Annotated in this window: 27 protein-coding genes; 2 read left to right on the top strand and 25 right to left on the bottom strand. The window is 61.2% G+C overall.

Annotated elements, in window-relative coordinates; genetic code table 11:
* The first annotated feature begins 4 nt into the window (after positions 1-4).
* Together ACP7EG_RS23610 and ACP7EG_RS23605 are read left to right on the top strand one after the other, a co-directional pair.
* Positions 5-1,867 carry a DUF885 domain-containing protein gene (locus ACP7EG_RS23610; RefSeq protein ID WP_426089530.1) on the top strand — a complete coding sequence of 621 codons (1,863 nt, stop codon included), beginning with the start codon at positions 5-7 and terminating at the stop codon, positions 1,865-1,867.
* 172 nt (positions 1,868-2,039) lie between these two features.
* Positions 2,040-2,606 carry a hypothetical protein gene (locus ACP7EG_RS23605; RefSeq protein ID WP_426089529.1) on the top strand — a complete coding sequence of 189 codons (567 nt, stop codon included), beginning with the start codon at positions 2,040-2,042 and terminating at the stop codon, positions 2,604-2,606.
* A gap of 84 nt (positions 2,607-2,690) precedes the next feature.
* Here ACP7EG_RS23605 and tatC read toward each other — a convergent pair whose 3' ends face one another.
* The 25 genes from tatC to ACP7EG_RS23480 form a co-directional block, all read right to left on the bottom strand.
* Entirely contained in the window at positions 2,691-3,446 is a 756-nt protein-coding gene (tatC, locus tag ACP7EG_RS23600) for a twin-arginine translocase subunit TatC (protein ID WP_071075003.1), read from the bottom strand.
* Entirely contained in the window at positions 3,443-3,976 is a 534-nt protein-coding gene (gene tatB / locus ACP7EG_RS23595) for a Sec-independent protein translocase protein TatB (RefSeq protein WP_426089528.1), read from the bottom strand. The genes tatC and tatB overlap by 4 nt, the downstream gene beginning before the upstream one ends.
* Before the next feature lie 48 nt (positions 3,977-4,024).
* Positions 4,025-4,261 (bottom strand): Sec-independent protein translocase subunit TatA, encoded by a 237-nt coding sequence (gene tatA / locus ACP7EG_RS23590; protein ID WP_071075001.1) that lies wholly within the window; start codon positions 4,259-4,261, stop codon positions 4,025-4,027.
* A gap of 80 nt (positions 4,262-4,341) precedes the next feature.
* Complete coding sequence (locus ACP7EG_RS23585; RefSeq protein ID WP_426089527.1) at positions 4,342-4,713, bottom strand: histidine triad nucleotide-binding protein; 372 nt, start codon at positions 4,711-4,713, stop codon at positions 4,342-4,344.
* Positions 4,714-4,728: 15 nt separating this feature from the next.
* Positions 4,729-5,100: a phosphoribosyl-ATP diphosphatase gene (locus ACP7EG_RS23580; RefSeq protein WP_034753849.1), complete on the bottom strand. Its 372-nt coding sequence runs from the start codon at positions 5,098-5,100 to the stop codon at positions 4,729-4,731.
* Positions 5,097-5,534 carry a phosphoribosyl-AMP cyclohydrolase gene (gene hisI / locus ACP7EG_RS23575; RefSeq protein ID WP_070219635.1) on the bottom strand — a complete coding sequence of 146 codons (438 nt, stop codon included), beginning with the start codon at positions 5,532-5,534 and terminating at the stop codon, positions 5,097-5,099. Before hisI ends, ACP7EG_RS23580 begins: the two co-directional genes overlap by 4 nt.
* A gap of 26 nt (positions 5,535-5,560) precedes the next feature.
* Positions 5,561-6,322: an imidazole glycerol phosphate synthase subunit HisF gene (hisF, locus tag ACP7EG_RS23570; protein WP_096232613.1), complete on the bottom strand. Its 762-nt coding sequence runs from the start codon at positions 6,320-6,322 to the stop codon at positions 5,561-5,563.
* Positions 6,323-6,382: 60 nt separating this feature from the next.
* Positions 6,383-7,156 carry a 1-(5-phosphoribosyl)-5-[(5-phosphoribosylamino)methylideneamino]imidazole-4-carboxamide isomerase gene (gene hisA / locus ACP7EG_RS23565; protein WP_426089526.1) on the bottom strand — a complete coding sequence of 258 codons (774 nt, stop codon included), beginning with the start codon at positions 7,154-7,156 and terminating at the stop codon, positions 6,383-6,385.
* 63 nt (positions 7,157-7,219) lie between these two features.
* A complete protein-coding gene (gene hisH / locus ACP7EG_RS23560; protein WP_081344364.1) occupies positions 7,220-7,858 on the bottom strand; it encodes an imidazole glycerol phosphate synthase subunit HisH in 639 nt (212 codons plus the stop codon).
* A gap of 35 nt (positions 7,859-7,893) precedes the next feature.
* Positions 7,894-8,484: an imidazoleglycerol-phosphate dehydratase HisB gene (hisB, locus tag ACP7EG_RS23555; RefSeq protein ID WP_426089525.1), complete on the bottom strand. Its 591-nt coding sequence runs from the start codon at positions 8,482-8,484 to the stop codon at positions 7,894-7,896.
* Between the two features lie 19 nt (positions 8,485-8,503).
* Positions 8,504-9,598 carry a histidinol-phosphate transaminase gene (gene hisC, locus ACP7EG_RS23550; RefSeq protein WP_426089524.1) on the bottom strand — a complete coding sequence of 365 codons (1,095 nt, stop codon included), beginning with the start codon at positions 9,596-9,598 and terminating at the stop codon, positions 8,504-8,506.
* A 33-nt stretch (positions 9,599-9,631) separates the two neighbouring features.
* A complete protein-coding gene (locus ACP7EG_RS23545; protein ID WP_426089523.1) occupies positions 9,632-10,567 on the bottom strand; it encodes a DNA-methyltransferase in 936 nt (311 codons plus the stop codon).
* The gene (gene hisD, locus ACP7EG_RS23540) at positions 10,564-11,889 is read right to left on the bottom strand and encodes a histidinol dehydrogenase (RefSeq protein WP_071074995.1); all 1,326 of its coding nucleotides are present in this window, start codon (positions 11,887-11,889) and stop codon (positions 10,564-10,566) included. Before hisD ends, ACP7EG_RS23545 begins: the two co-directional genes overlap by 4 nt.
* A 26-nt stretch (positions 11,890-11,915) precedes the next feature.
* Positions 11,916-12,584: an ATP phosphoribosyltransferase gene (hisG, locus tag ACP7EG_RS23535; protein WP_034753828.1), complete on the bottom strand. Its 669-nt coding sequence runs from the start codon at positions 12,582-12,584 to the stop codon at positions 11,916-11,918.
* Positions 12,585-12,604: 20 nt separating this feature from the next.
* Entirely contained in the window at positions 12,605-13,855 is a 1,251-nt protein-coding gene (gene murA, locus ACP7EG_RS23530; RefSeq protein ID WP_076569461.1) for a UDP-N-acetylglucosamine 1-carboxyvinyltransferase, read from the bottom strand.
* Between the two features lie 4 nt (positions 13,856-13,859).
* Complete coding sequence (locus ACP7EG_RS23525; RefSeq protein WP_034753824.1) at positions 13,860-14,096, bottom strand: BolA family protein; 237 nt, start codon at positions 14,094-14,096, stop codon at positions 13,860-13,862.
* 46 nt (positions 14,097-14,142) lie between these two features.
* On the bottom strand, positions 14,143-14,904 hold the full coding sequence (locus tag ACP7EG_RS23520; RefSeq protein ID WP_070290316.1) for an ABC transporter permease: 762 nt from the start codon (positions 14,902-14,904) through the stop codon (positions 14,143-14,145).
* A complete protein-coding gene (locus tag ACP7EG_RS23515) occupies positions 14,901-15,818 on the bottom strand; it encodes an ABC transporter ATP-binding protein (RefSeq protein ID WP_426089522.1) in 918 nt (305 codons plus the stop codon). Before ACP7EG_RS23515 ends, ACP7EG_RS23520 begins: the two co-directional genes overlap by 4 nt.
* A gap of 211 nt (positions 15,819-16,029) precedes the next feature.
* Complete coding sequence (locus ACP7EG_RS23510; RefSeq protein WP_099761517.1) at positions 16,030-16,377, bottom strand: STAS domain-containing protein; 348 nt, start codon at positions 16,375-16,377, stop codon at positions 16,030-16,032.
* A 52-nt stretch (positions 16,378-16,429) separates the two neighbouring features.
* Positions 16,430-17,065, bottom strand: a complete 636-nt coding sequence (locus tag ACP7EG_RS23505) for an MlaC/ttg2D family ABC transporter substrate-binding protein (protein ID WP_426089521.1) — start codon at positions 17,063-17,065, stop codon at positions 16,430-16,432.
* 72 nt (positions 17,066-17,137) lie between these two features.
* Complete coding sequence (locus tag ACP7EG_RS23500; protein ID WP_426089520.1) at positions 17,138-18,022, bottom strand: MlaA family lipoprotein; 885 nt, start codon at positions 18,020-18,022, stop codon at positions 17,138-17,140.
* Positions 18,019-18,489, bottom strand: coding sequence for an outer membrane lipid asymmetry maintenance protein MlaD (gene mlaD, locus ACP7EG_RS23495; protein ID WP_426089519.1), 471 nt, complete (start codon positions 18,487-18,489; stop codon positions 18,019-18,021). Before mlaD ends, ACP7EG_RS23500 begins: the two co-directional genes overlap by 4 nt.
* 79 nt (positions 18,490-18,568) lie before the next feature.
* The gene (gene mlaE, locus ACP7EG_RS23490; protein WP_426089518.1) at positions 18,569-19,354 is read right to left on the bottom strand and encodes a lipid asymmetry maintenance ABC transporter permease subunit MlaE; all 786 of its coding nucleotides are present in this window, start codon (positions 19,352-19,354) and stop codon (positions 18,569-18,571) included.
* Positions 19,351-20,160 carry an ABC transporter ATP-binding protein gene (locus tag ACP7EG_RS23485; RefSeq protein WP_426089517.1) on the bottom strand — a complete coding sequence of 270 codons (810 nt, stop codon included), beginning with the start codon at positions 20,158-20,160 and terminating at the stop codon, positions 19,351-19,353. The genes mlaE and ACP7EG_RS23485 overlap by 4 nt, the downstream gene beginning before the upstream one ends.
* A 258-nt stretch (positions 20,161-20,418) precedes the next feature.
* The gene (locus ACP7EG_RS23480; protein WP_426089516.1) at positions 20,419-21,882 is read right to left on the bottom strand and encodes a glutamate synthase subunit beta; all 1,464 of its coding nucleotides are present in this window, start codon (positions 21,880-21,882) and stop codon (positions 20,419-20,421) included.
* Between the last annotated feature and the right edge of the window lie 69 nt (positions 21,883-21,951).

Genomic DNA, 21,951 nt, shown 5'->3' with positions numbered 1-21,951 from the left:
AACTATGCTGACAAGAAATAAAGTTGCGCTCGCCGCATTGATGCTGGCCTTTACCCTGACACCGGCCAGCGCCGCTAAGAAGCCGCAGAAGAACGGCAAGGCCGGTACCAGCAGCAGCAAGAAAAAAACCGTCGCCAAGAAAGCGGCCGTCGTCAGTGCCGCCACGGCAGCCACGGTCGCCGCCGTCGCCAGCGAGAACAGCAGCGACCGCTCCATGAATAACCTGAGCGGCCAGTTCCTCACGGCCCTGTGGCGCCTGGACCCGGAAAGCGCGATTTCGGTCGGCAAGTACGATGGCGCCGCCAACCTGAGCATTCCCGACGCGGCCAGCCGCCAGAAGCAACTGGCCTTCATCGAAGAATGGCTGGGCAAGTTCGGCAAGCTGAATGCCAGCAAAATGTCGGACAAGCAACGTACCGACCTGGCCTTGCTGACGAATAAACTGCAATCGGACCGCTGGTATCTGACCACCTTCCGCGAATTCGAATGGAATCCCGCCCAGTACAACGTGGCCGGCTCCATCGATTTCATCCTGAATACGGAATACGCAGCGCAGCCGCAGCGCCTGCGCACCTTGCTCAAGCGCATCGCCAGCGTGCCGCAATACTATGCGGCCGCGCGCGCCAGTATCGTCAACCCCACGCGCGAACACACGCAGCTGGCCATCGCCCAGAGCGCCGGCGTGCTCAGCGTGCTTGATGACCTGAACAAGACGGCACAGGCGTCCATCCTGACGCCGCTCGAAAAACAGCTGTACAACGCGCGCATCGCCGCGGCCCGCTCGGCCGTGCAAGGCTATGCGGCCTGGCTGACGGAACAGGATGCCGCGCTGGCACAGAACGGCAATGCGCGCTCCTTCCGCATCGGCAAGGACTTGTACGAACAGAAATTTGCCTACGATATCCAGGCCAGCGTGAGCGCCGAGCAGATGTACCAGAAAGCCCTGGCCGCGCGCGAAAAGTTGCTTGAGCACATGGATAGCCTGTCCGACGAGCTGTGGGTGAAAACCATGGGCGCCACGGCCAAGCCGGCGGACCGCACTGCCAAGATCGGCATGGTGATCGACAAGCTGTCCAGCAATCACGTGGCGCCCGCCGATTTCGTGCCGGAAATCCGCCGCCAGATTCCCGAGTTGCAGGAATGGGTGACCAGCCACAACCTGCTGACGATGGACCCGAAAAAGCCCCTGGTCGTGCGTGAAACGCCCGCTTACCAGCGCGGCGTGGCCGGCGCCAGCATCGAGGCGCCCGGCCCCTACCGTCCGCAGGACCGCACCTATTACAACGTGACGCCGCTCGACGGCGAAACGGCGGAACAGGCGGAAAGCAGCTTGCGCGAGTACAACCACTGGATCTTGCAGATCCTGAACATCCACGAAGCCATCCCTGGCCACTACACGCAACTCGTGTATGCCAACAAGTCGCCGTCCTTGGTCAAATCGATCTTCGGCAACGGCGCCATGATTGAAGGCTGGGCCGTGTATGGCGAACGCATGATGCTTGAATCGGGCTATGGCAACAATGCGCCGGAAATGTGGCTGATGTACTCGAAGTGGAACTTGCGCAGCGTCACCAACACCATCCTCGACTACAGCGTGCACGTGCAGGGCATGACGCAAGAGCAGGCGCTGGACCTGCTGACGCGCCAGGCCTTCCAGACCAAGCGTGAAGCGACGGAAAAATGGCGCCGCGTGCAGCTGAGCTCGGTGCAACTGACCAGCTATTTCAGCGGCTACAGCGAAATCATGGACTTGCGCGAACAGCGCAAGCAAGCGCTGGGCAACAAATTCGTGCTGAAGGATTTCCACGAGCAATTCCTCAGCTACGGCAGCGCGCCCGTGAAAGTCATCAAGGAACTGATGAACTAAGCGGCGCTCGCCGTCAGCTTGCAAAGGGCGCTGCGGCGCCCTTTTTGCATGCGTTTGCGCCGTCGCAAACCGCCAGCGCCCTTGTCCATTAAGCTGATGGGAAGGCAAGCGCCACCGCACTCCTCACTGGCAATTGCCGATTTTTCTGCTAGGCTGGATCTCAGGAGCGTCCATGCATATGCCCATCCAGTTCGACACCCTCGATTACGCCAAACGCCTCGCCTCGGCCGGTGTACCCGTGCAGCAAGCGGAAGCCCATGCGGCAGCCTTGGGTGATGTGCTGGGGTCGGCAATCGTCGTGCATGGCGAACTGGCGGCGCTGGAGCGCAATCTGCTGGGAGAAATCAAGCTGGTGGCGCAAAGAGTCGACACCAGGGTAGGGGCCCTTGATGTGAAAATAGATGCGCTGGAACTGAAACTCGACAGCAAAATAGATACACTGGAACTGAAACTCGACAGCAGAATAGATGCACTGGAACTGAAACTCGATAGCAGAATAGATGTACTGGAACAGAAGTTCGATCGCAGAATAGATGCACTGGAACAGAAGTTCGATGCCAGATTCGATAACTCCGAGCAGAAGTTCGATGCCAGATTCGCTACTTCCGAGCAAAAATTCGACGCCCGCCTGGAACGCCTGGACTTGCGCCAGGGCGCGGACATGAAACACGTGTACTGGATGATGAGTACCTTGATCCTGCTCAACCTGGGCATCCTCAGCAAACTAATGCTGCAGTAAGCACTCACCTACCCATCCGGCGATAAAAAAGCCGCTGCTCCCGAAAGAGGTCAGCGGCTTTTGCTTGCTAGTATAGTAGAGCGTCTAGGACGCTTCTTCCGGCGCCTGGGTGGCCCTGACGAAGATGGGCGCCACCAGCAGGCCCAACTCGAACAGCAGGCACATGGGGATGGCCAGCGAGAACTGGCTGACCACGTCCGGCGGTGTGACGATGGCGGCAATCACGAAGGCGCCGACGATGATGTAGGGACGCACTTCCTTGAGTTTCGCGATAGTAACCAAGCCCATGCGCACGAGGATCACCACCACCACGGGCACTTCGAACGTCGCGCCAAAGGCCAGGCACATCGACATGACGAAATCGAGGTAGTTTTCGATATCGGGCGTCACCGCAATCGACGATGGCGAAAAATCGCTGATGAAGTGGAACACGCGGCCAAACACGAAGAAATAGCAGAAGGCCACGCCGGCGATGAACAGCAGGGACGAGGAAATGACCAGCGGCGCGATCAGACGCTTTTCATGCGTGTACAGGCCGGGGGCGATAAACGCCCACATCTGGTACAGCACCCAGGGCAAGGCGACGATGAAGGCGATCACCAGCGTCACTTTCATCGGCACCAGGAACGGCGAAATCACGCCGGTGGCGATCATTTTCGAGCCGGCCGGCAGCGAGGCGATCATCGGCGCGGCAATAAAATCGTAGATCTGCGAGGGGCCGGGCCAATAGAACAGCACGGCGCAGACGACGGCGATACCGATCGAGGCCTTGACCAGGCGGTTGCGCAGCTCGACCAGATGCGAGATAAAGGTTTCTTCCACCGGGGATTTGCTACTCATGAGTAAAAGGAGGAGGAACTGGTGCGCGGACGGAAGCGCGCCACGCGGGCGGCCGCCGACTGCACGTGCAGCTTGCCGCCATGGCGCTGCTTGTACCAGCCAGGGATGGCGGAATTGCGCACCAGCTTCTTGCGGCGGAATTCACGCGCCTTGCGGGCCAGGTCTTCATTGGTGGCGCGCAGCATGGCTTCATGCGCATCGTGATGCCCCTCATACGAGCTGGAATCGCCGCGCCAGGCGTTTTCCACCTCGGCCAGGTTGCCGGAGATCGAGTTTTCCACGCCATGCATGGATTTCTCCACGCTTTGCTTGACGGAATGGGCTGCATCCTGCACTTCCTTCTGCAGGTTTTTCAGCTCTTCCATTTCAATTTCGCGCGAGACTTCGGATTTCACCTGGTTCAGGTAGCGTTGCGCGCGGCCATACAGGGTACCGGCCATGCGCGCCACTCTCGGCAACTTTTCAGGGCCGATGACTATCAACGCAACCACGCCGATGATGGCGATTTTAGAGAGACCGAGATCGATCATAAGCGGACAAGGGCTGTTACCGGACGAGGCAAGCGCCCCGCCACGCTATCAGAACTTGCTTTTCTCTTTCGTCTCGACGTCGATGGTGCTTTTGTCGGCCACTTGCGATGGCGCAGCAGGAGGGGTGTTGGCTGCCGGCGCGTCATCGTCGCCCTTGACGCCATCCTTGAAGCCTTTGACGGCCTTGCCGATATCACCGCCGATATTGCCCAGTTTCTTGGTGCCGAAGACCAGCATCACAATGACCAGAACGATCACCCAGTGCCAAATACTCAATGAACCCATCACATTCTCCTTGCGGGACGGTGCCCGAATAGCGTCGACCAATGCCGGTAGTATACACGTGAACCCGGCGTACGGCGAAATCAGTGCTGGCCACGCCAGGGGCGGGGACCGCCGTACACATGCATGTGCAGGTGATACACCTCTTGCCCACCGTTCGGGCCGCTGTTGATCATGGTCTTGAAGCCGCCGGCAGGCGTGCCATCGGCGTCATAGCTGACGGCGCAGCCGAACTCGGCGGCGAGCTTCGGCGCCAGGCTCAGCAGCTTGCCCAACATTTCTGCATGGCTGTCGTCGCAGTCGGACAGGCTGGCCACGTGGCGCTTCGGAATCAGCAGCAAATGCACGGGGGCGGCCGGATTGATGTCCTTGAAGGCCAGCAAGTCGTCGTCTTCATACACGATGGACGAAGGAATTTGTTTTGCAGCAATCTTGCAAAAAATACAGTTATCCACGTACGCTCCAGTAGGTCAGTGTTTGTCTGTTTCGCCGGCGTCGCGCAGCTCATCCTTGCGCGCCGCCTTTTCTTCAAGGCCGGACAAGCCTTCGCGGCGTGCCAACTCGTCGAGCACCTGCTGCGGCGTCAGGTCGAACTGCGCCAGCATCACCAGCGAGTGAAACCACAGGTCGGCACATTCGTACAGGACCTTCGATGGGTCGTTGTCGCGGCGCGCATCCTTGGCGGCCATCACCGTTTCCGTCGCTTCTTCGCCGATTTTTTTCAAGATGGCGTCATCGCCCTTGGCAAACAGGCGCGCGACATAGGAGGTGGCGGGGTCGCCGCCGTTGGCCAGCTTGCGCGATTCGATCACGGCGGCCAGGCGCTTCAGGGTTTCACTCATTTGCTCTTGCTTTCCGCGTAAATCGTCTCTGGGTCTTTCAGCACGGGGTCGGTAATTTGCCACTCGCCCGTTTTTTCGTCGCCTTCGAATTTCTGGAAGAAACACGAATGACGGCCCGTATGGCAGGCGATGCCGCCCGCTTGCTCGATCTTCAGCAAGACCACGTCTTCATCGCAATCGAGGCGGATTTCCAGCACCTTTTGCGTGTGGCCCGATTCTTCGCCCTTGTGCCACAGTTTCTTGCGCGAACGGCTCCAGTACACGGCTTCACCCAGCTCCACCGTGCGCGCCAGCGCGTCGCGGTTCATCCAGGCGAACATCAGCACGTCATTGCTGCCCGCTTCCTGCGCGATCACGGGCACCAGGCCGTGCTCGTCCCATTTGACCTTTTTCAGCCACTTGGCATTGCTTGCTACGATGGTTCCGTTTTGCATGTTCTATATCCTGGGTACTATTTTGTTTACGCCAGACGCATGGGAATGCCCTGCTGCGCCATGAAACGCTTGGCTTCCTGTACCGTGTGCTGGCCATAATGGAAGATGCTGGCGGCCAGCACGGCGTCCGCGCGGCCCACCTTGATGCCGTCGACCAGGTCTTGCAAGCCGCCCACGCCACCCGAGGCGATGACGGGGATGCTGACGGCGTCGGACACGCCGCGCGTCAGGCCCAGGTCGAAGCCCACCTTGGTGCCATCGCGGTCCATGCTGGTGAGCAAGATTTCACCGGCGCCCAGGCTTTCCATCTTTTTGGCCCATGCAAAGGCGTCCAGGCCCGTGGCGGTGCGCCCGCCATGGGTAAACACTTCCCACTTGCCGGGCGACACCTGCTTGGCGTCGATGGCCACGACGATGCATTGCGAGCCGTGCTTTTGCGATGCCTCAAATACCAGCTGGGGATTCGTCACGGCCGAGGTGTTGATGCTGACCTTGTCGGCGCCCGCGTTGAGCAGCCGGCGCACGTCTTCCACCACGCGCACGCCGCCGCCCACGGTCAGCGGAATGAACACTTGCGACGCCACCGCCTCGATGATGTCGAAGATCAGGCCGCGATTGTCACTCGACGCGGTAATGTCGAGGAAAGTGATTTCATCGGCGCCCTGCTCGTCATAACGGCGGGCAATTTCCACCGGGTCGCCGGCGTCGCGCAATTGCGTGAAGTTGACGCCTTTGACGACGCGGCCATTGGTCACGTCGAGGCAGGGGATGATACGTTTTGCAAGCATGATGGGTTCCAGATTGTCGCCAGGCCCAGGCATGCGTGAGCACGCCCCGGCCGGGCTGGCTTAAACGGCGGCGTCGGTCAGTTCGTCGGCGCGTTCTTGCGCCTGCGCCAGGTCGATCGTGCCTTCATAGATGGAACGGCCGCAGATCACGCCTTCGATGCCTTCGGCCTGGACCGCGCACAGCGCTTCCACGTCGCCGATATTGTGCAGGCCGCCCGAGGCGATGACGGGGATCTTGACGGCTTGCGCCAGCTTGACGGTGGCTTCGATGTTAATGCCGCCCATCATGCCGTCGCGGCCGATGTCCGTGTAAATGATCGATTCGACGCCGTAGGCTTCGAATTTTTTCGCCAGGTCGATCACTTCGTGGCCCGACATCTTGCTCCAGCCATCCGTTGCCACTTTGCCATCCTTGGCATCCAGGCCAACGATGATATGGCCCGGGAAGGCGCCGCAGGCGTCGTGCAGGAAGCCGGGGCTTTTCACGGCCGCCGTGCCGATGATGACGTAGGTGATGCCGGCGTCGAGATAGCGCTCGATGGTGTCGAGGTCACGGATACCGCCGCCCAGTTGCACGGGAATTTCCTCGATGTCGTTTTCCAGTGCGAAATCCTGCACCGCCCTCAGGATGGCTTTGACGGCGCCTTCGTTCTTCGGCTTGCCGGCAAACGCGCCGTTCAGATCGACCAGGTGCAGCCGGCGCGCGCCTTGCATCAGCCAATGGCGGGCCATCTCGGCAGGGTCTTCGGAAAATACGGTGGCAAGTTCCATATCGCCTTGTTTCAGGCGTACGCAGTGACCGTCTTTCAGGTCGATGGCGGGAATTAGCAGCATGGTCAGTGTGGTTTAAAGTGAGTGAAGAAGCGAAAAAAAGCTGAAAAGGTCACGTAGGTCACATCAAGGTTGCCAGTGAACAAAGTTCTTGTACAGCTGCAAGCCAGCGGCAGCACTTTTTTCAGGATGAAACTGTGTCGCGAAAATATTATCACGCGCGACGGCGCAAGCGAACGGCGCGCCATAGACAGTCTCGCCCACCGTGTGCGCCGCCTCTTGAGGTTGAGCAAAATAGCTGTGCACAAAGTAGAAATACGCGTTGTCGGCAATGCCATCCCACATCGCATGGGACGCCGTTTGCCGCACTTGGTTCCAGCCCATTTGCGGCACCTTGAAGCGCGAACCGTCTTCCTGCAGCTGGCCGTCGAGCTGGAAGCGCACGACTTTGCCTGGCAACAAGCCCAGACCGGCCGCATCGCCCTCTTCGCTGCCGTCGAACAGCATTTGCTCGCCGATGCACACGCCCAGTACGGGCTTGCTGTCGGCGGCGCGCAGCAGCGCCTCCAATACGCCCGATTCGCGCAGGCTGCGCATGCAGTCGGGCATGGCGCCCTGGCCCGGCAAGACGATGCGGTCGGCGCTGTCGATATCGGCAGCGAGGCCGGAAATGCGCACGTCGGCTTCCGGCGCCACGGCACGCAGCGCCTGCGCCACCGAGCGCAAGTTGCCCATGCCGTAATCCACCACCACAATTTTATTCATGTTTGATCTCGGAATCTACAGTGGTTCGCGGGCGCTTACAGGCAGCCCTTGGTCGATGGAATGATGCCGGCCGCGCGCTCGTCGAGCTCGGCAGCCATGCGCAGCGCGCGGCCAAAGGCCTTGAACACGGTTTCGCATTGATGGTGGGCATTCGTGCCGCGCAGGTTGTCGATATGCAAGGTCACGCCCGCATGGTTGACGAAGCCGCGGAAAAATTCCAGCGTCAGGTCGACGTCGAAGCCGGCGATCATGGCGCGCGTAAACGGGATGTGGTATTCGATGCCCGGGCGGCCCGAGAAATCGAGCACCACGCGCGACAGCGCCTCGTCCAGCGGCACATACGCATGGCCGTAGCGGCGGATGCCCTTCTTGTCGCCGATGGCCTTGGCCACGGCCATGCCCAGGGTGATGCCCACGTCTTCCACCGTATGGTGGTTGTCGATATGCACGTCGCCCGTCGCTTCGATATCCAGGTCGATCAAGCCGTGGCGGGCGATCTGGTCCAGCATATGGTCGAGGAAGGGCACGCCGGTGTTGAGCTTTTGCTGGCCCGTGCCGTCCAGGTTGAGGGCGACGCGAACTTGCGTCTCATTGGTGTTGCGCGTGATTTCTGCGGTGCGGTTCATGGGAGGCTCTGGCGATAGGCTAAACGAGGGATGCCTTGAAGGCATCGTAAAAAAGGGAATTCTCTTCCGGGGTGCTGACGCTGATGCGCAGGCAATTGGCCAACGCAGCATGCATTTTACTCATATTTTTTATTAAAACCCTGCGGGCAAGCAGTTTTGCACAAACATCGTCGGAATCAGCCACACGAATCAGAAGAAAATTTGCCTTCGAGGGAAACACGGTCACGCCGGGCAACGCCGCCAGGCGCAGCGCCAGGTCGTCGCGCGCGCTATTGAGCAGATCCGCCTGGGCATTGAGCACGTCGAGGTGCTCGAGCGCGAATTCGGCCGCCGCCTGCGTCAGCACATTCACATTGTACGGCGGACGCACTTTCTCGAATTGCGCCAGCAGGGCCGGCGCGGCCGACATATAACCGAGACGTATGCCCGCCAGGCCCAGTTTCGACACGGTGCGCATCACCACCAGGTTCTCGAATTCGGGCAGGCGACCCATGAAGCTGCGCTGCGCGAACGGCTCGTAGGCTTCGTCGACGACGGCGATGCCGGTGTCACCGAGGGCGGCGAGGATGCGTTCGATGTCGGCGCTGGCAAACAGGTTGCCCGTCGGGTTGTTCGGATACGCGAGGAAGACCAGCGCCGGACGGTGCTGTTCAATCGCCGCCAGCATGGCCGGCATGTCCAGGCTGAAGTCGGCCTGCAGGGGCACGCCGACGAAATCCATGCCGGCAAACTGCGCCGAACGCGCATACATGACGAAGGCCGGCACGGGCGCCAGCAGCACGGCGCGCTGGCCCGGCTCCTGGCGGGCGCAAGCCATGGCCAGGATGGAAATGAGTTCATCGGAGCCGTTGCCCAGCATGACGTCGTAGCCGGCTGGCACGCCCAGATTGGCGCAGATGGCCGCCTGCAGGCTGGCGTACGACGGCGGATAGCGGTTCAGCGCCACGCCGGCCAGGCGCGCGCCCAGTTCTTCGCGCAGCTGCGGCGGCAGCGGATACGGGTTTTCCATCGCATCGAGCTTGATGTAACCGCTGGCATCGGCGACCTGGTAGCTGTTGACGGCGCGCACATCGGAGCGCACGGTGTTGCTGATTAACTGATCGAGGAAAGACATGCTGCAAACACTCCTGATGGAATTAAATGGAGACTAAATGACGACGTCTTCCGGCACGGCGGCGCTGCGCGCCTTGCGGGCCGGCGCTTTTTTCACGGCGGGCGGCTTTTTCACGGCAGCCGGTTTTTTGGCAGCCGCCGGCTTCTTCGCCGCCTTGGCGGCCTTCGGCGCGGGAGCAGCCGGTGCGGCCAGCTCCTGCGCCAGTGCCGCCAGGCGCTGTTCGATGATGGCGCAGTAATCGGGATTGAGTTCAAAGCCGACGAAATCGCGTCCGCAGCGTTTCGCCGCCAGGGCCGTGGTGCCGCTGCCCATGAACAGGTCGAGCACCACGCCGCCGGGCGGGCACGAAGCCTTGAGCATGCGCTCGATGATTTCCAGCGGCTTTTGCGTCGGGTGGTCGGCCCGTTCCGGGTGTTCCTTGTGCAGGCGCGAGACGCTCCACAAGTCTTTCGGGTTGTAGCCCACTTCCAGCCATTTCGCGCCGATGAAGATCGAGCGCGAACGGGCTTTCTTGGTGGCCGCGTCGTAGGCGATGCGCACCGCGTCAAGGTCGAAGTAGTAATCCTTGCGCTTGACGAAGAAGCCGATGGTGTCGTGCACCGATGAAAAGCTGCGCACGCTGCCACCCATGGATGGCACGCGGCGGTCCCAGATGATTTCATTCATCATCGCCATGCGCTGTTTCAGCATGACGAAGATCTCCGGCGAATAGCGCCAGGTGAGAAAGATATACAGGCTGCCGTTGGCTTTCAGCTTGGGCAGCGCCGCATCGATCCACGCTTCCGTCCAGCGCAAGTAGTCGGCCACCGATTGCTGGTCCGAGGCGTTGCCGTAGTCCTTGCCCAGGTTGTACGGCGGATCCGTCAGGATCAGGTCCACCGAGCCATCGGGAATGCGCGCCAGCCCCGCCAGCGCATCTTCGCAATAGACCCGGTTGACCCAGTCCGGCTGCTCCGCCAACTGCGTCATGGCTGCGGCTTCAGACGCAGTTCGGCGCTGCGCGCGTGCGCTTGCAAGCCTTCGCCATACGCCAGGGTGGCTGCGACACGGCCCAGGGTTTGCGCGCCCGCTTCGCTGACGTGAATGATGGACGAGCGCTTCTGGAAGTCGTACACGCCCAGCGGCGACGAAAAGCGCGCCGTGCGCGAGGTCGGCAGCACGTGATTGGGGCCGCAGCAATAGTCGCCCAGCGATTCGGACGAAAAGCGGCCCAGGAACATGGCGCCCGCGTGGCGAATCTGTTCGGCCCACTGCTGCGGGTTCTCCGCCGAGATCTCCAGGTGTTCCGCCGCGATGCTGTTGGCGATCTCGCAGGCTTCTTCCATGCTGCGCACCTTGATCAAGGCGCCGCGGTCTGCCAGCGAGGTGCTGATGGTGGCCTGGCGCGGCATCGTCGGCAGCAGCTTGGCGATGCTCTCTTCGACTTGCGCGATGTAGCCGGCGTCGGGGCACAGCAGAATCGCCTGCGCCAGCTCGTCGTGCTCGGCCTGGGAAAACAGGTCCATGGCGACCCAGTCCGGGTCCGTCGTGCCATCGCACAGCACCAGGATTTCGGACGGCCCGGCGATCATGTCGATGCCGACGATGCCGAACACGCGGCGCTTGGCGGCGGCCACATAGGCGTTGCCGGGGCCGACGATTTTATCCACGGCGGCAATCGTCTGCGTGCCGTAGGCCAGCGCGCCGACCGCTTGCGCGCCGCCGATGGTGATCACGCGCGTCACGCCGGCGATCGCGGCGGCGGCCAGCACCATCTGGTTTTTCACGCCATCGGGCGTCGGTACCACCATGATGATTTCGCCCACGCCCGCCACATGCGCGGGAATGGCGTTCATCAGCACGGACGACGGATACGCTGCCTTGCCGCCCGGGACGTAGATGCCGACCCGGTCCAGCGGCGTAATCTTCTGGCCCAGCACCGTGCCATCGGGCTCGGTGTAGCTAAAACCGCGCAATTCCTCGCGCTGGCGTTCGTGGAAGGCGCGGATGCGCTGCGCGGCGATCTGCAGCGCTTCGCGCTGCGCCGACGGCAAGCCGTTCAGGGCCGCCTGCAATTCGGCTTGCGAAATATCAAAGGCCGCCATTTCCGCCGCGCCGCCATGCGGGATGCGGTCGAAACGGTTGGTGTATTCCAGTACGGCGGCGTCGCCGCGCGTTTTCACGTCGGCCAGGATCTTCGCCACCGACGTTTCAATCGCCGCATCGGTGCCCGCCTCGAACGCCAGCAGCGTATCGAGCGATTGTTGGAAACCATCCTGGCTTGAATCGAGCTTGCGTATCTGTATCGGCATAATCGGCTTTCTGCTACTGAGAGTGTCTAGGCTTGCGAAGCGCGTTCAAACGCCTCGATAATCGGCTGCAAGCGCTCGCGCTTGAGCTTGAGCGCTGCCTGGTTGACCACCAGGCGCGACGAAATTTCCATGATGTGCTCGACCTCGACGAGGTTGTTCGCGCGCAGGGTGCTGCCCGTGCTGACCAGGTCGACGATGGCGTCGGACAGGCCCACCAAAGGCGCCAGCTCCATCGAGCCATACAGCTTAATCAGGTCGACGTGCACGCCCTTGGCGGCGAAATGCTCGCGCGCCGTGTGCACGAACTTGGTGGCCACGCGCAGGCGCGCGCCCTGGTGCACGGCCTTTTCATAATCAAAACCGGCCTGCACCGCCACCGACATGCGGCAGGCGGCGATATTCAGGTCGATCGGCTGGTACAGGCCTTCGCCGCCGTGTTCCAGCAGCACGTCCTTGCCTGCCACGCCGAAATCGGCCGCGCCGTACTGCACGTAGGTCGGCACGTCGCTGGCGCGCACGATGATGACGCGCACGTTCGGATCGTTGGTGGCCAAAATCAGCTTGCGCGAGGTCTCCGGGTTTTCCAGCACCTTGATGCCGGCCGCTTCCAGCAGCGGCATGGTGTCCTCAAAAATGCGGCCTTTTGACAGCGCCAGGATCAGCTGGGAGCTGTCACCGTTGTTCGATCCGTTCATGCTCGTTCCTTTTCTTGTTTTTACTTGATGCGCACGATGTTCGCGCCGACGGCCGACAACTTCACTTCCATGCGGTCGTAGCCGCGGTCGAGGTGATAGATGCGGTCGATCAGGGTTTCGCCATCGGCCGCCAGGGCGGCGATCACCAGCGACGCCGAGGCGCGCAGGTCGGTCGCCATCACGGGTGCGCCGCGCAGCTGCTTGACGCCGGCGATGATGGCCGTATTGCCCTCGATGGTGATGTCGGCGCCCAGGCGGTTCATTTCCTGCACGTGCATGAAGCGGTTCTCGAAGATCGTCTCGGTGACGCGGCTGGCACCGTTGGCGATGGTGTTCACCGCCATGAACTGCGCCTGCATGTCGGTCGGGAAGCCCGGGTATTCCGTGGTGCGGAAGCTGACGGGGTTCGGACGCGCCGACATCTCGGCGCGGATCCAGTCGGCGCCGAAGGTCATCGTCAGGCCCATGGCGCGCAGCTTGTCGAGCGCCGCATCGAGGATATCGGTGCGCACATTGCGCAGCGTGATGTCGCCGCCGGTGGCCGCCACGGCGCACAGGAAGGTGCCCGTCTCGATACGGTCGGCGATGACCGCGTGCGAAGCACCATGCAAGGCGTCGACGCCCTGGATCACCAGGCGGCTGGTGCCGATGCCGTCGATCTTCGCGCCCATGGCCACCAACAGGTGCGCCAGGTCGGTCACTTCCGGCTCGCAGGCGGCGTTTTCCAGGATGGTCTCGCCTTCGGCCAGGGTCGCGGCCATCAGCAGATTCTCGGTGCCGGTGACGGTGATCATGTCGGTGACGATGCGCGCGCCTTTCAGCTTGGCGCACTTGGCGTAGATGTAGCCAGCCTCGATGCGGATCTCGGCGCCCAGCGCTTCCAGGCCCTTGATGTGCTGGTCGACGGGGCGCGAACCGATGGCGCAGCCGCCCGGCAGCGAGACCTTGGCTTCGCCGAAGCGCGCCAGCATGGGGCCCAGCACCAGGATCGAGGCGCGCATGGTTTTCACCAGTTCATACGGCGCTTCCAGGGTGGTGATGGCGCTGCCGTTCAACACCACGCGGTCACCGTCCTGCTGCACCTTCAGGCCCGTCTGGCCAAGCAGTTTCAACATGGTGGCCACGTCGTGCAAATGCGGCACGTTGGTCAGGTCCAGGTCGCCCGCAGTCAGCAGGCCCGCGCACAGGATGGGCAAGGCGGCGTTTTTCGCGCCGGAGATGGCGATGTCGCCGTTCAGGCGGTTGCCGCCGTTGATGAGGAGTTTGTCCATGTGCTTATCCTTGGAATTCTTCAGGTGTCAGGGTTTTCATCGACAGCGCATGGATTTCCTCGCGCATGCGGTCGCCCAGCGCCGCATAGACGATCTGGTGACGCTGGATCAAACGCTTGCCGGCAAACGCGGGCGAGACGATCACGGCCTGGAAGTGCTGGCCATCGCCCTCCACTTCGAGGTGCGTGCATTCGAGGCCGGCCGACAGGTAGCCGTGGATCAGTTCTGGAGTGGTGGTCACGATAAGTCCTTGATATTGAATAAGGTAGTAATGGGATGTGCCGCAATCAATGGCGCAATCTGTAACCGCTTTTCAGCAGGCGGATCGATGCCAGCGCCAGGATCACGAGGAAGCCGGCGACGATGGAAAGACTGAGCCATGGGCTGACGTCGGACACGCCGAAGAAGCCGTAGCGAAAGCCGTCGATCATGTAAAAGAAGGGGTTCAGGTGCGATACCGTCTGCCAGAACGGCGGCAGTGAGTGGATCGAATAGAACACGCCCGACAAAAAGGTGGCCGGCATGATCAGGAAGTTCTGGAAGGCGGCCAGCTGGTCGAATTTCTCGGCCCAGATGCCAGCGATCAGGCCCATGGTGCCCAGCATGGCGGCGCCGAGAAACGCGAAGATGACGATCCACAGCGGTGCGACAAACGACAGGTCGGCGAACCAGCAAGTGATGGCAAACACGCCAAAGCCTACGGCCAGGCCGCGCGCGACGGAAGCGAGTACATACGCCGAGAAGATTTCCCAGTGCGACAGGGGCGTCAGCAGCACGAACACCAGGTTGCCCGTGATCTTCGACTGGATCAGCGAGGACGAGGAATTGGCGAACGCGTTTTGCAGCACGCTCATCATCACCAGGCCGGGAATCAAAAAGGCCGTGTAGCTGACGCCGGGGCTCGGCTCCACGCGGCCGTCGAGCACATGGCCGAACACCAGCAGGTACAGCATCGACGTGAGCACGGGCGCGGCCACGGTTTGCGTCGCCACTTTCCAGAAGCGCAGCGTCTCTTTGTAGACGAGGGTGCGAAATCCTGTCGAAATCATACGGTACCTTTATCCATGATCTGCAAGAAGATATCTTCCAGGTCGGCTTGTTGCAATTGCATTTCATCGATTTCGACGCCCGCTTCGCGCAGGCGGGCGAGGATTTTCTCGACTTCGCTGTATTCGTTGACGCGCAGGCTGAACTTGTTCGGCGCCTGCTGTTCTTCCGGGTGCAGCACCAGGTGCTGCAGGTCGGCCGGCAGGCTGCCATTTTTGAGGTGCACCTGCAGCTGCGAGCCGGCGATGCGGCGGATCAGGGCAGACATGGTATCGAGCGCCACCACCTTGCCGGTTTTCAGCATGGCGACGCGCTGGCACATGGCTTGCGCCTCTTCCAGGTAGTGGGTGGTCAGGACGACCGTGTGGCCACCTTCGCGGTTCAGGCGCGAGATGAACTTCCACAGGGTCTGGCGCAGCTCCACGTCGACGCCGGCCGTCGGCTCATCGAGCACGATGACGGGCGGCTTGTGCACCAGCGCCTGGGCGACGAGCACGCGGCGCTTCATGCCGCCGGACAGGGCGCGCATATTCGTGTCGGCCTTGCCGGTCAGGTCGAGGTTTTCCATGACCTCGTCGATCCACTTGTCGTTGTTCGGCAGGCCGAAATAGCCGGACTGCAGACGCAGGGTTTCGCGCACGGTGAAGAACGGGTCGAACACCAGCTCCTGCGGCACCACGCCCAGGTTGCGGCGCGCATTGCGGAAGTCCTTGACCACATCGTGGCCATGGATCTTGACGGTGCCCGCGTCGGGGCGTATCAGGCCGGCGATGATGGAAATGAGGGTGGTCTTGCCGGCGCCATTCGGGCCGAGCAGGCCGAAAAATTCGCCTTCCTCGATGGCCAGCGACACGCCGCCCAGCGCCTTGAGCGATTTATAGCTCTTTTCTACATTCGTGATTTGAATTGCGGTCATGTGCTTGTTTCAAGTGTAATGCGTCTGGTGTGATGCGCCAGTTGCCGGGGACATCCAGGCCGGCTGGCCGGTGCAGGGCGCCCCCTTCAGACGAGGACGGCGCAACAGTCAATTATAGTTGGAAAATTCGTGGAACACTTGGAGATCAATCCGGCGGCGCTGCTGGCCTGCCGGCTTGAAAGCTACTGCTGATGCGGGGAGTGGGACAGGATCAATGATGATGCAGGTCGGACGGGCTGCGTTCGGCGTGGCCGTCGGCGCTGCCGCAGTCGTCGGCGCTCAGTGTGCTCGAGACGAGCGAGCAGACGCCATACAGCTTGGTGAGATTTTTCAGGTTGTTCGGCAGGTTTTTCAGCTCCAGCACACCGCCCGCATCCTGCGCGGCGCGCTGCCACGTCAGCATGACGGAAACGGCGGCCGAATCGACAGCCTTGATGTTGCGCAAGTCGAACTTGGTCTGACCCGAGCGGATGGCATCCAGACCCTGCTCCAATGCCACAGTGGCATTGTGCACGGTCAGGGAAGTCAGGGATTGCAAGGTGTCGAGAGAGTCGGGCATGGCGTCGGGCTGCGCTGGTCTGGAGCTGGTTCAGGAGCTATATGATAGCCGATTATTTGGCTTTGACAGCGGGACGGCTGGCCAGGGCCTTGTTTTTTGCCTGCAAGGTCTTGATCAGGCCATCGATGCCGCCCTTGCTGATCTCGCTGGCGAAGCTGCTTTTGTACGTTTCCACCAGCCACGCGCCCAGCACGTTGATGTCATAGATCTTCCAGCCGGACGGGGTTTTCGCCACGCGGTAGTTCAGGGGCACGGGTTCGCCGCGCGCCACGTTGACTTGCGAGCGCACTTCCACTTCCGTGTCGCTCGGGTCGGCGCGCATCGGCTTGAATTCCACGGTTTCGTTCTTGATCTGCGACAGGGCGCCCGAATACGTGTAGATCAGCAAGGTGCGAAATTCCGCGGACAGCTGCTTTTGCTGGTCCGGCGTGGCGTCGCGCCAGAAGCGGCCGGCGGCCAGGGCCGTCATGCGCTGGAAATCCACATACGGCAAGATCTTGCTTTCCACTAATTCGGTGACGCGCTTGATATCGCCAGCCTGGATCGCCTTGTCAGCCTTGGCCGTGTCGATCACGTCCTGGCTGATGCGTTTGACCAACACGTCCGGCGCTTCCGTCGCGGGGGCGGCCTGGGTGGCGGTGGCAAAGGCGATGGTCGCCATCGCCAGCAGTTGTTTCATCAATTTCATGGTTCTACCTTTCATGGTGTTGCTATGCACCGGCTGACGTTGATCGCAGCCGTGGTGTTTCTGTACCGGAGTTTACTCCTGAGGCCTTGCCTCGGAAGCCACGGTATTGCTACCAGATGTTACGAGGTCCGCGGGCGCCACATCGGCCGCTGCCGTCGCAGGCGGCGTTTCCGCTGGGACAGGCTGCGGTTGCGCCTCATAGGCCGGCTCATAATCGCTGGTGTCGTTTTTTGGCACTTTGCGGTCGCGGCGGTCCGTGTCGCCATCGAAAACCTTGCTTTCGCGCGCCTGCAGGAAGCCGTCGCGGATGAATTCATAGCGGTCCAGCGCGGCCGCTTCCATCAGGTTGGTCGCGTCGAGCAGCGCAGCGCGCTTGTCGACCACGCGCGTCACCGTACCGATATTGCGTACCGAGACAGGGTCCTTGTAGCGCCATGGGTCGCCCGTGATATCGAGCGGCAGGGCCACCGTGTCGCGCACGGTCGATGGGCCCAGCAGCGGCAGCATCACGTACGGACCAGGCTGGATGCCATACCAGCCCAGGGTCTGGCCAAAGTCTTCGTTATGCTTCGGAATACCCGCCTGCGAGGCAATGTCGATCAGGCCGAAGATGCCGAAGGTCGAGTTCATGCTGACGCGCACGACGTCTTGCAAACCCGCTTCACCCTTGCCTTGCAGCAAGTTGTTCACGGCGCTCCACACATCGGACAAGTTGCCGAAGAAGTTGCCCACACCCGTTTGCACGAACGATGGCGTGACCGTCTTGTAGGCCGTGGCGACCGGTTTCAGGGCCACCTTGTCGACGGTGTCGTTGAACTTGAACATGGCGCGGTTATACCCTTCCAGCGGGTCGCGCGGATTGGTGCCGGTGGCGCAAGCGCTCACGCTGGCGGCGATGGCCAGGGCCAGGCCGATACGCGCCAGGCTGCCTTGGGATTGTTTGGTCGACTCGCTCATTTGCTGTCCTTTCCTTCCGCTGCCTTGCTGTAGATGAACTGATTGATCAGGTCTTCCAGCACTGTGGCCGATTGAGTACGGGCAATCTTGTCGCCCTCTGCCAGGTTCGTCAGATCGCCGCCTGCTTCCAGGCCGATATACTGCTCACCCAGCAAACCGGCCGTCAAAATCTTGGCCGAGCTGTCTTTCGGAAATTTGTAGCCATCTTCGATGTCGAGTTTCACCAGCGCCTGGTACGTCTTGTCGTCAAAGCGGATCTCCGCCACGCGCCCCACCACCACGCCAGCGCCCTTGACGGGCGCCTGCGGCTTGAGGCCGCCAATATTGTCGAACTTGGCACTAATGGTATACGTCTTGCTGAAAGACAGCGAGCTCATATTGCCGGCCTTGAGCGCCAGAAACATCAATGCCGCCACACCCAGCAAGACGAACAAGCCGACCCAGACATCCAAAGATTTACGTTGCATAAACAATCCTAAATAATTTTTACTTGCTGCCGCCTGCGCAACATCTTGCCCAGGCCCGCTGTTGTTCGCTGATCGGCAATTACTTGCTAAACATCAACGCCGTCATCATGAAATCGAGCCACCACACCATCAACGACGAAATCACCACCGTGCGCGTGGTGGCGCCGGACACGTCTTCCGGCGTCGGCTGTGCCTGGTACCCCTGGAACAGCGCGATGAACGTCACCGCAATGCCGAAGACCATGCTTTTGACATAGGTACCATTGCCGATATCTTTCCAGACATCCACACCGCCCTGCATCTGCGACCAGAACGAGCCTTCATCGACGCCGATCAGCACCACGCCGACCAGGTAACTGCCGATGACACCGACGGCCGTGAAGATGCCACCCAGGATAGGCATGGCGATCACGCCAGCCCAGAAACGGGGTGCCAGCACGCGCTGGATCGGGTTGACGGCCATCATTTCCATGGCCGACAATTGCTCGCCCGCCTTCATCAGGCCGATTTCCGCCGTCAGCGAGGTGCCGGCGCGGCCCGCGAACAGCAGCGCCGTGACGACCGGACCCAGTTCACGCATCAAGGATAGCGCCACCAACTGCCCCAGCGACTGCGTCGCGCCAAAGGTACTCAGTGTGTAATAGCCTTGCAAACCCAGCACCATGCCGACAAACAGGCCGGACACGGCGATGATCACCACCGAACGGCTGCCGAGATAAAACAGTTGCTCGAGTACCAGGCCCGGACGGCGCCACAGCCCCCCCGACGAGGCGATGATGATAAAAAACGAACGCACGGCAAAGCCGAGGTCTTGTACTGAGCGCCGCAACCATGCTCCGATCGCCGCCAGGAACCGCGCGATCATCGGCCCGCTCCCGCGTGCAAGCCCAGGTCGTCGGCCAGCGACTTGCCCGGATAGTGGAACGGCACGGGGCCATCGGCCTCGGCATTGACGAACTGCTTGACGTACGGATGCGTCGACACGGCCATCTGGGCCGGCGTACCGTGCGCCACGATCTTGCCCGATGACAGAAAATACACATAATCAGCGATGGCGAAACACTCCTTCACGTCGTGCGATACCAGGATAGACGTGGAACCCAGCGCATCGTTCAGATTGCGGATCAAATTGGCCGTCACGCCCATGGAAATCGGATCCAGGCCGGCGAACGGCTCGTCGTACATGATCAGTTCGGGGTCGAGCGCGATGGCGCGCGCCAGCGCCACGCGGCGGCCCATGCCGCCCGAGATTTCGGCCGGCTTCAATTGCGCCGCATTGCGCAGCCCCACCGCGTGCAGCTTCATCAGCACCAGGGTGCGGATCAGCTCTTCATTGAGGTCCGTGTGTTCGCGCAAGGGGAACGCCACGTTTTCGAACGCCGTCAAGTCCGTAAACAGGGCGCCGTGCTGGAACAGCATGCCCATCTTGCGGCGCATTTGATATAACTCGTCGGTCGCCAGCGTATGCACGATCTGGCCGTCGACATTCACGGAACCGGAACTCGGGCGCAACTGTCCGCCGATCAGGCGCAATACGGTCGTCTTGCCACTGCCGGAGCCACCCATGACGGCCACAACTTTTCCACGTGGGAAATCCATTTGAAGGCCCGATAAAATCGAACGTTCTCCATAGGCAAAGTGTAAATCACGGATCTCAACAAGATTTGGCACGACGAAGCTCACTATTTTAATGGCGTATTGTAGTGCAGAAACGCCAACCTCTGCTGAGACACCCCTTGGGGCAGCCCCGTAAAGGGGAAGAATACAACACTAATGAATCGAAAGTCAGATATTGTAGTGGAAATTTGACCTGCGCATCGCGTCCCCATCCGATGGCGCTCAAGGTTATTGACTTGATAAGCAAAATAACAAAGGCCACGCCGCAATCCGCGCCGTGGCCCTGTCAAAAAACGAACAATTGCTCGTTAATTAGCGTGGCAGCAGGGATGCCCCCATCAGGAACTCATCGACGGCGCGCGCACACTGGCGCCCTTCGCGGATAGCCCAGACCACCAGCGACTGGCCACGGCGCATGTCGCCGGCGGCAAACACCTTGGCCACCGAAGTCTGGTAGCAACCTTGGCCGTCCGTGCTGGCCTTGACGTTGCCGCGCGCATCCGTATCGACACCGAACGCTTGCAGCACTTGTTGCACAGGGGAAACAAAACCCATGGCCAGGAAGACCAGGTCGGCCTTCATCTCGAATTCCGAGTTCGGCACTTCGCTCATCTTGCCGTCTTTCCACTCCACGCGGCAGGCGATCAGCTTTTCCACCTTGCCGCCCTTGCCTTCGAAACGCTTGGTGGCCACGGCCCAGTCGCGCTCGCAGCCTTCCTCATGCGAGGACGAGGTGCGCAGCTTGGTCGGCCAGTACGGCCAGACCAGCGGCTTGTTTTCCTGTTCCGGCGGCTGCGGCATCAGTTCGAACTGGGCCACCGAGGCGGCGCCATGGCGGTTCGAGGTACCCACGCAGTCGGAGCCCGTGTCGCCGCCGCCGATCACCACCACGTGCTTGCCCGTCGCCTTGATCTGATCCTTGAGCTTGTCGCCCGCGTTGACCTTGTTTTGCAGCGGCAGGAAATCCATGGCGAAGTGCACGCCTTTCAGTTCGCGGCCCGGCACGGGCAAGTCGCGCGGCTGCTCGGCGCCGCCGGCCATGATGACGGCGTCAAATTCTTTTTCCAGGTCTTCCGGGAAAATGGTTTCCTTGGCCCAGTTGTTGACGTGGGCAGGGAAATCCTTGCCGACCAGCACGCTGGTGCGGAAGACCACGCCTTCGGCCTCCATCTGTTTCACGCGCAAGTCGATGTGCGATTTTTCCATCTTGAAGTCAGGGATGCCATAACGCAACAAACCACCGACCCGGTCGCTCTTTTCAAACACGGTGACGGCATGGCCGGCGCGCGCCAGCTGCTGCGCCGCCGCCAGACCGGCAGGGCCGGAACCGACGATGGCCACTTTTTTGCCCGTGCTGAAAGAGGCCGGCTGCGGCGTGACCCAGCCGTGCTCCCAGCCCATGTCGATGATTTTATGCTCGATCGACTTGATGCCGACCGGATCTTCGTGGATGCCCAGGGTGCAAGCCGATTCGCACGGCGCCGGGCAGATGCGGCCCGTAAATTCCGGGAAGTTGTTAGTCGAATGCAAGATGTCGAGCGCTTCGCGGTAGGCGCCGCGGTATACCAGGTCATTCCAGTCAGGAATGATGTTATTCACGGGACAACCCGTGGTGCAGAAGGGAATGCCGCAATCCATGCAGCGTGCACCTTGCACGGTGGCTTGCGCATCCGACAGGTGCAGCACGAATTCCTTGTAGTTCTTCAGGCGCGCGGCAGGCTCCAGATAGTGCTCGTCCTGGCGCTTGAATTCCATGAAGCCGGTAATTTTACCCACGATAGTTCCTTTGTATTTTTAGCTGGCGGGAGCGGCGCGGCCGCTCCCTTCACATTCATCTCGGCTGGC

Source organism: Janthinobacterium sp. PSPC1-1 (assembly GCF_049897625.1).
Classification (GTDB): Bacteria; Pseudomonadota; Gammaproteobacteria; order Burkholderiales; family Burkholderiaceae_D; genus Janthinobacterium; species Janthinobacterium tructae.
The sequence above is the reverse complement of the archived record's forward strand: the minus strand, read 5'-3'. Positions and strand labels throughout refer to the sequence as shown.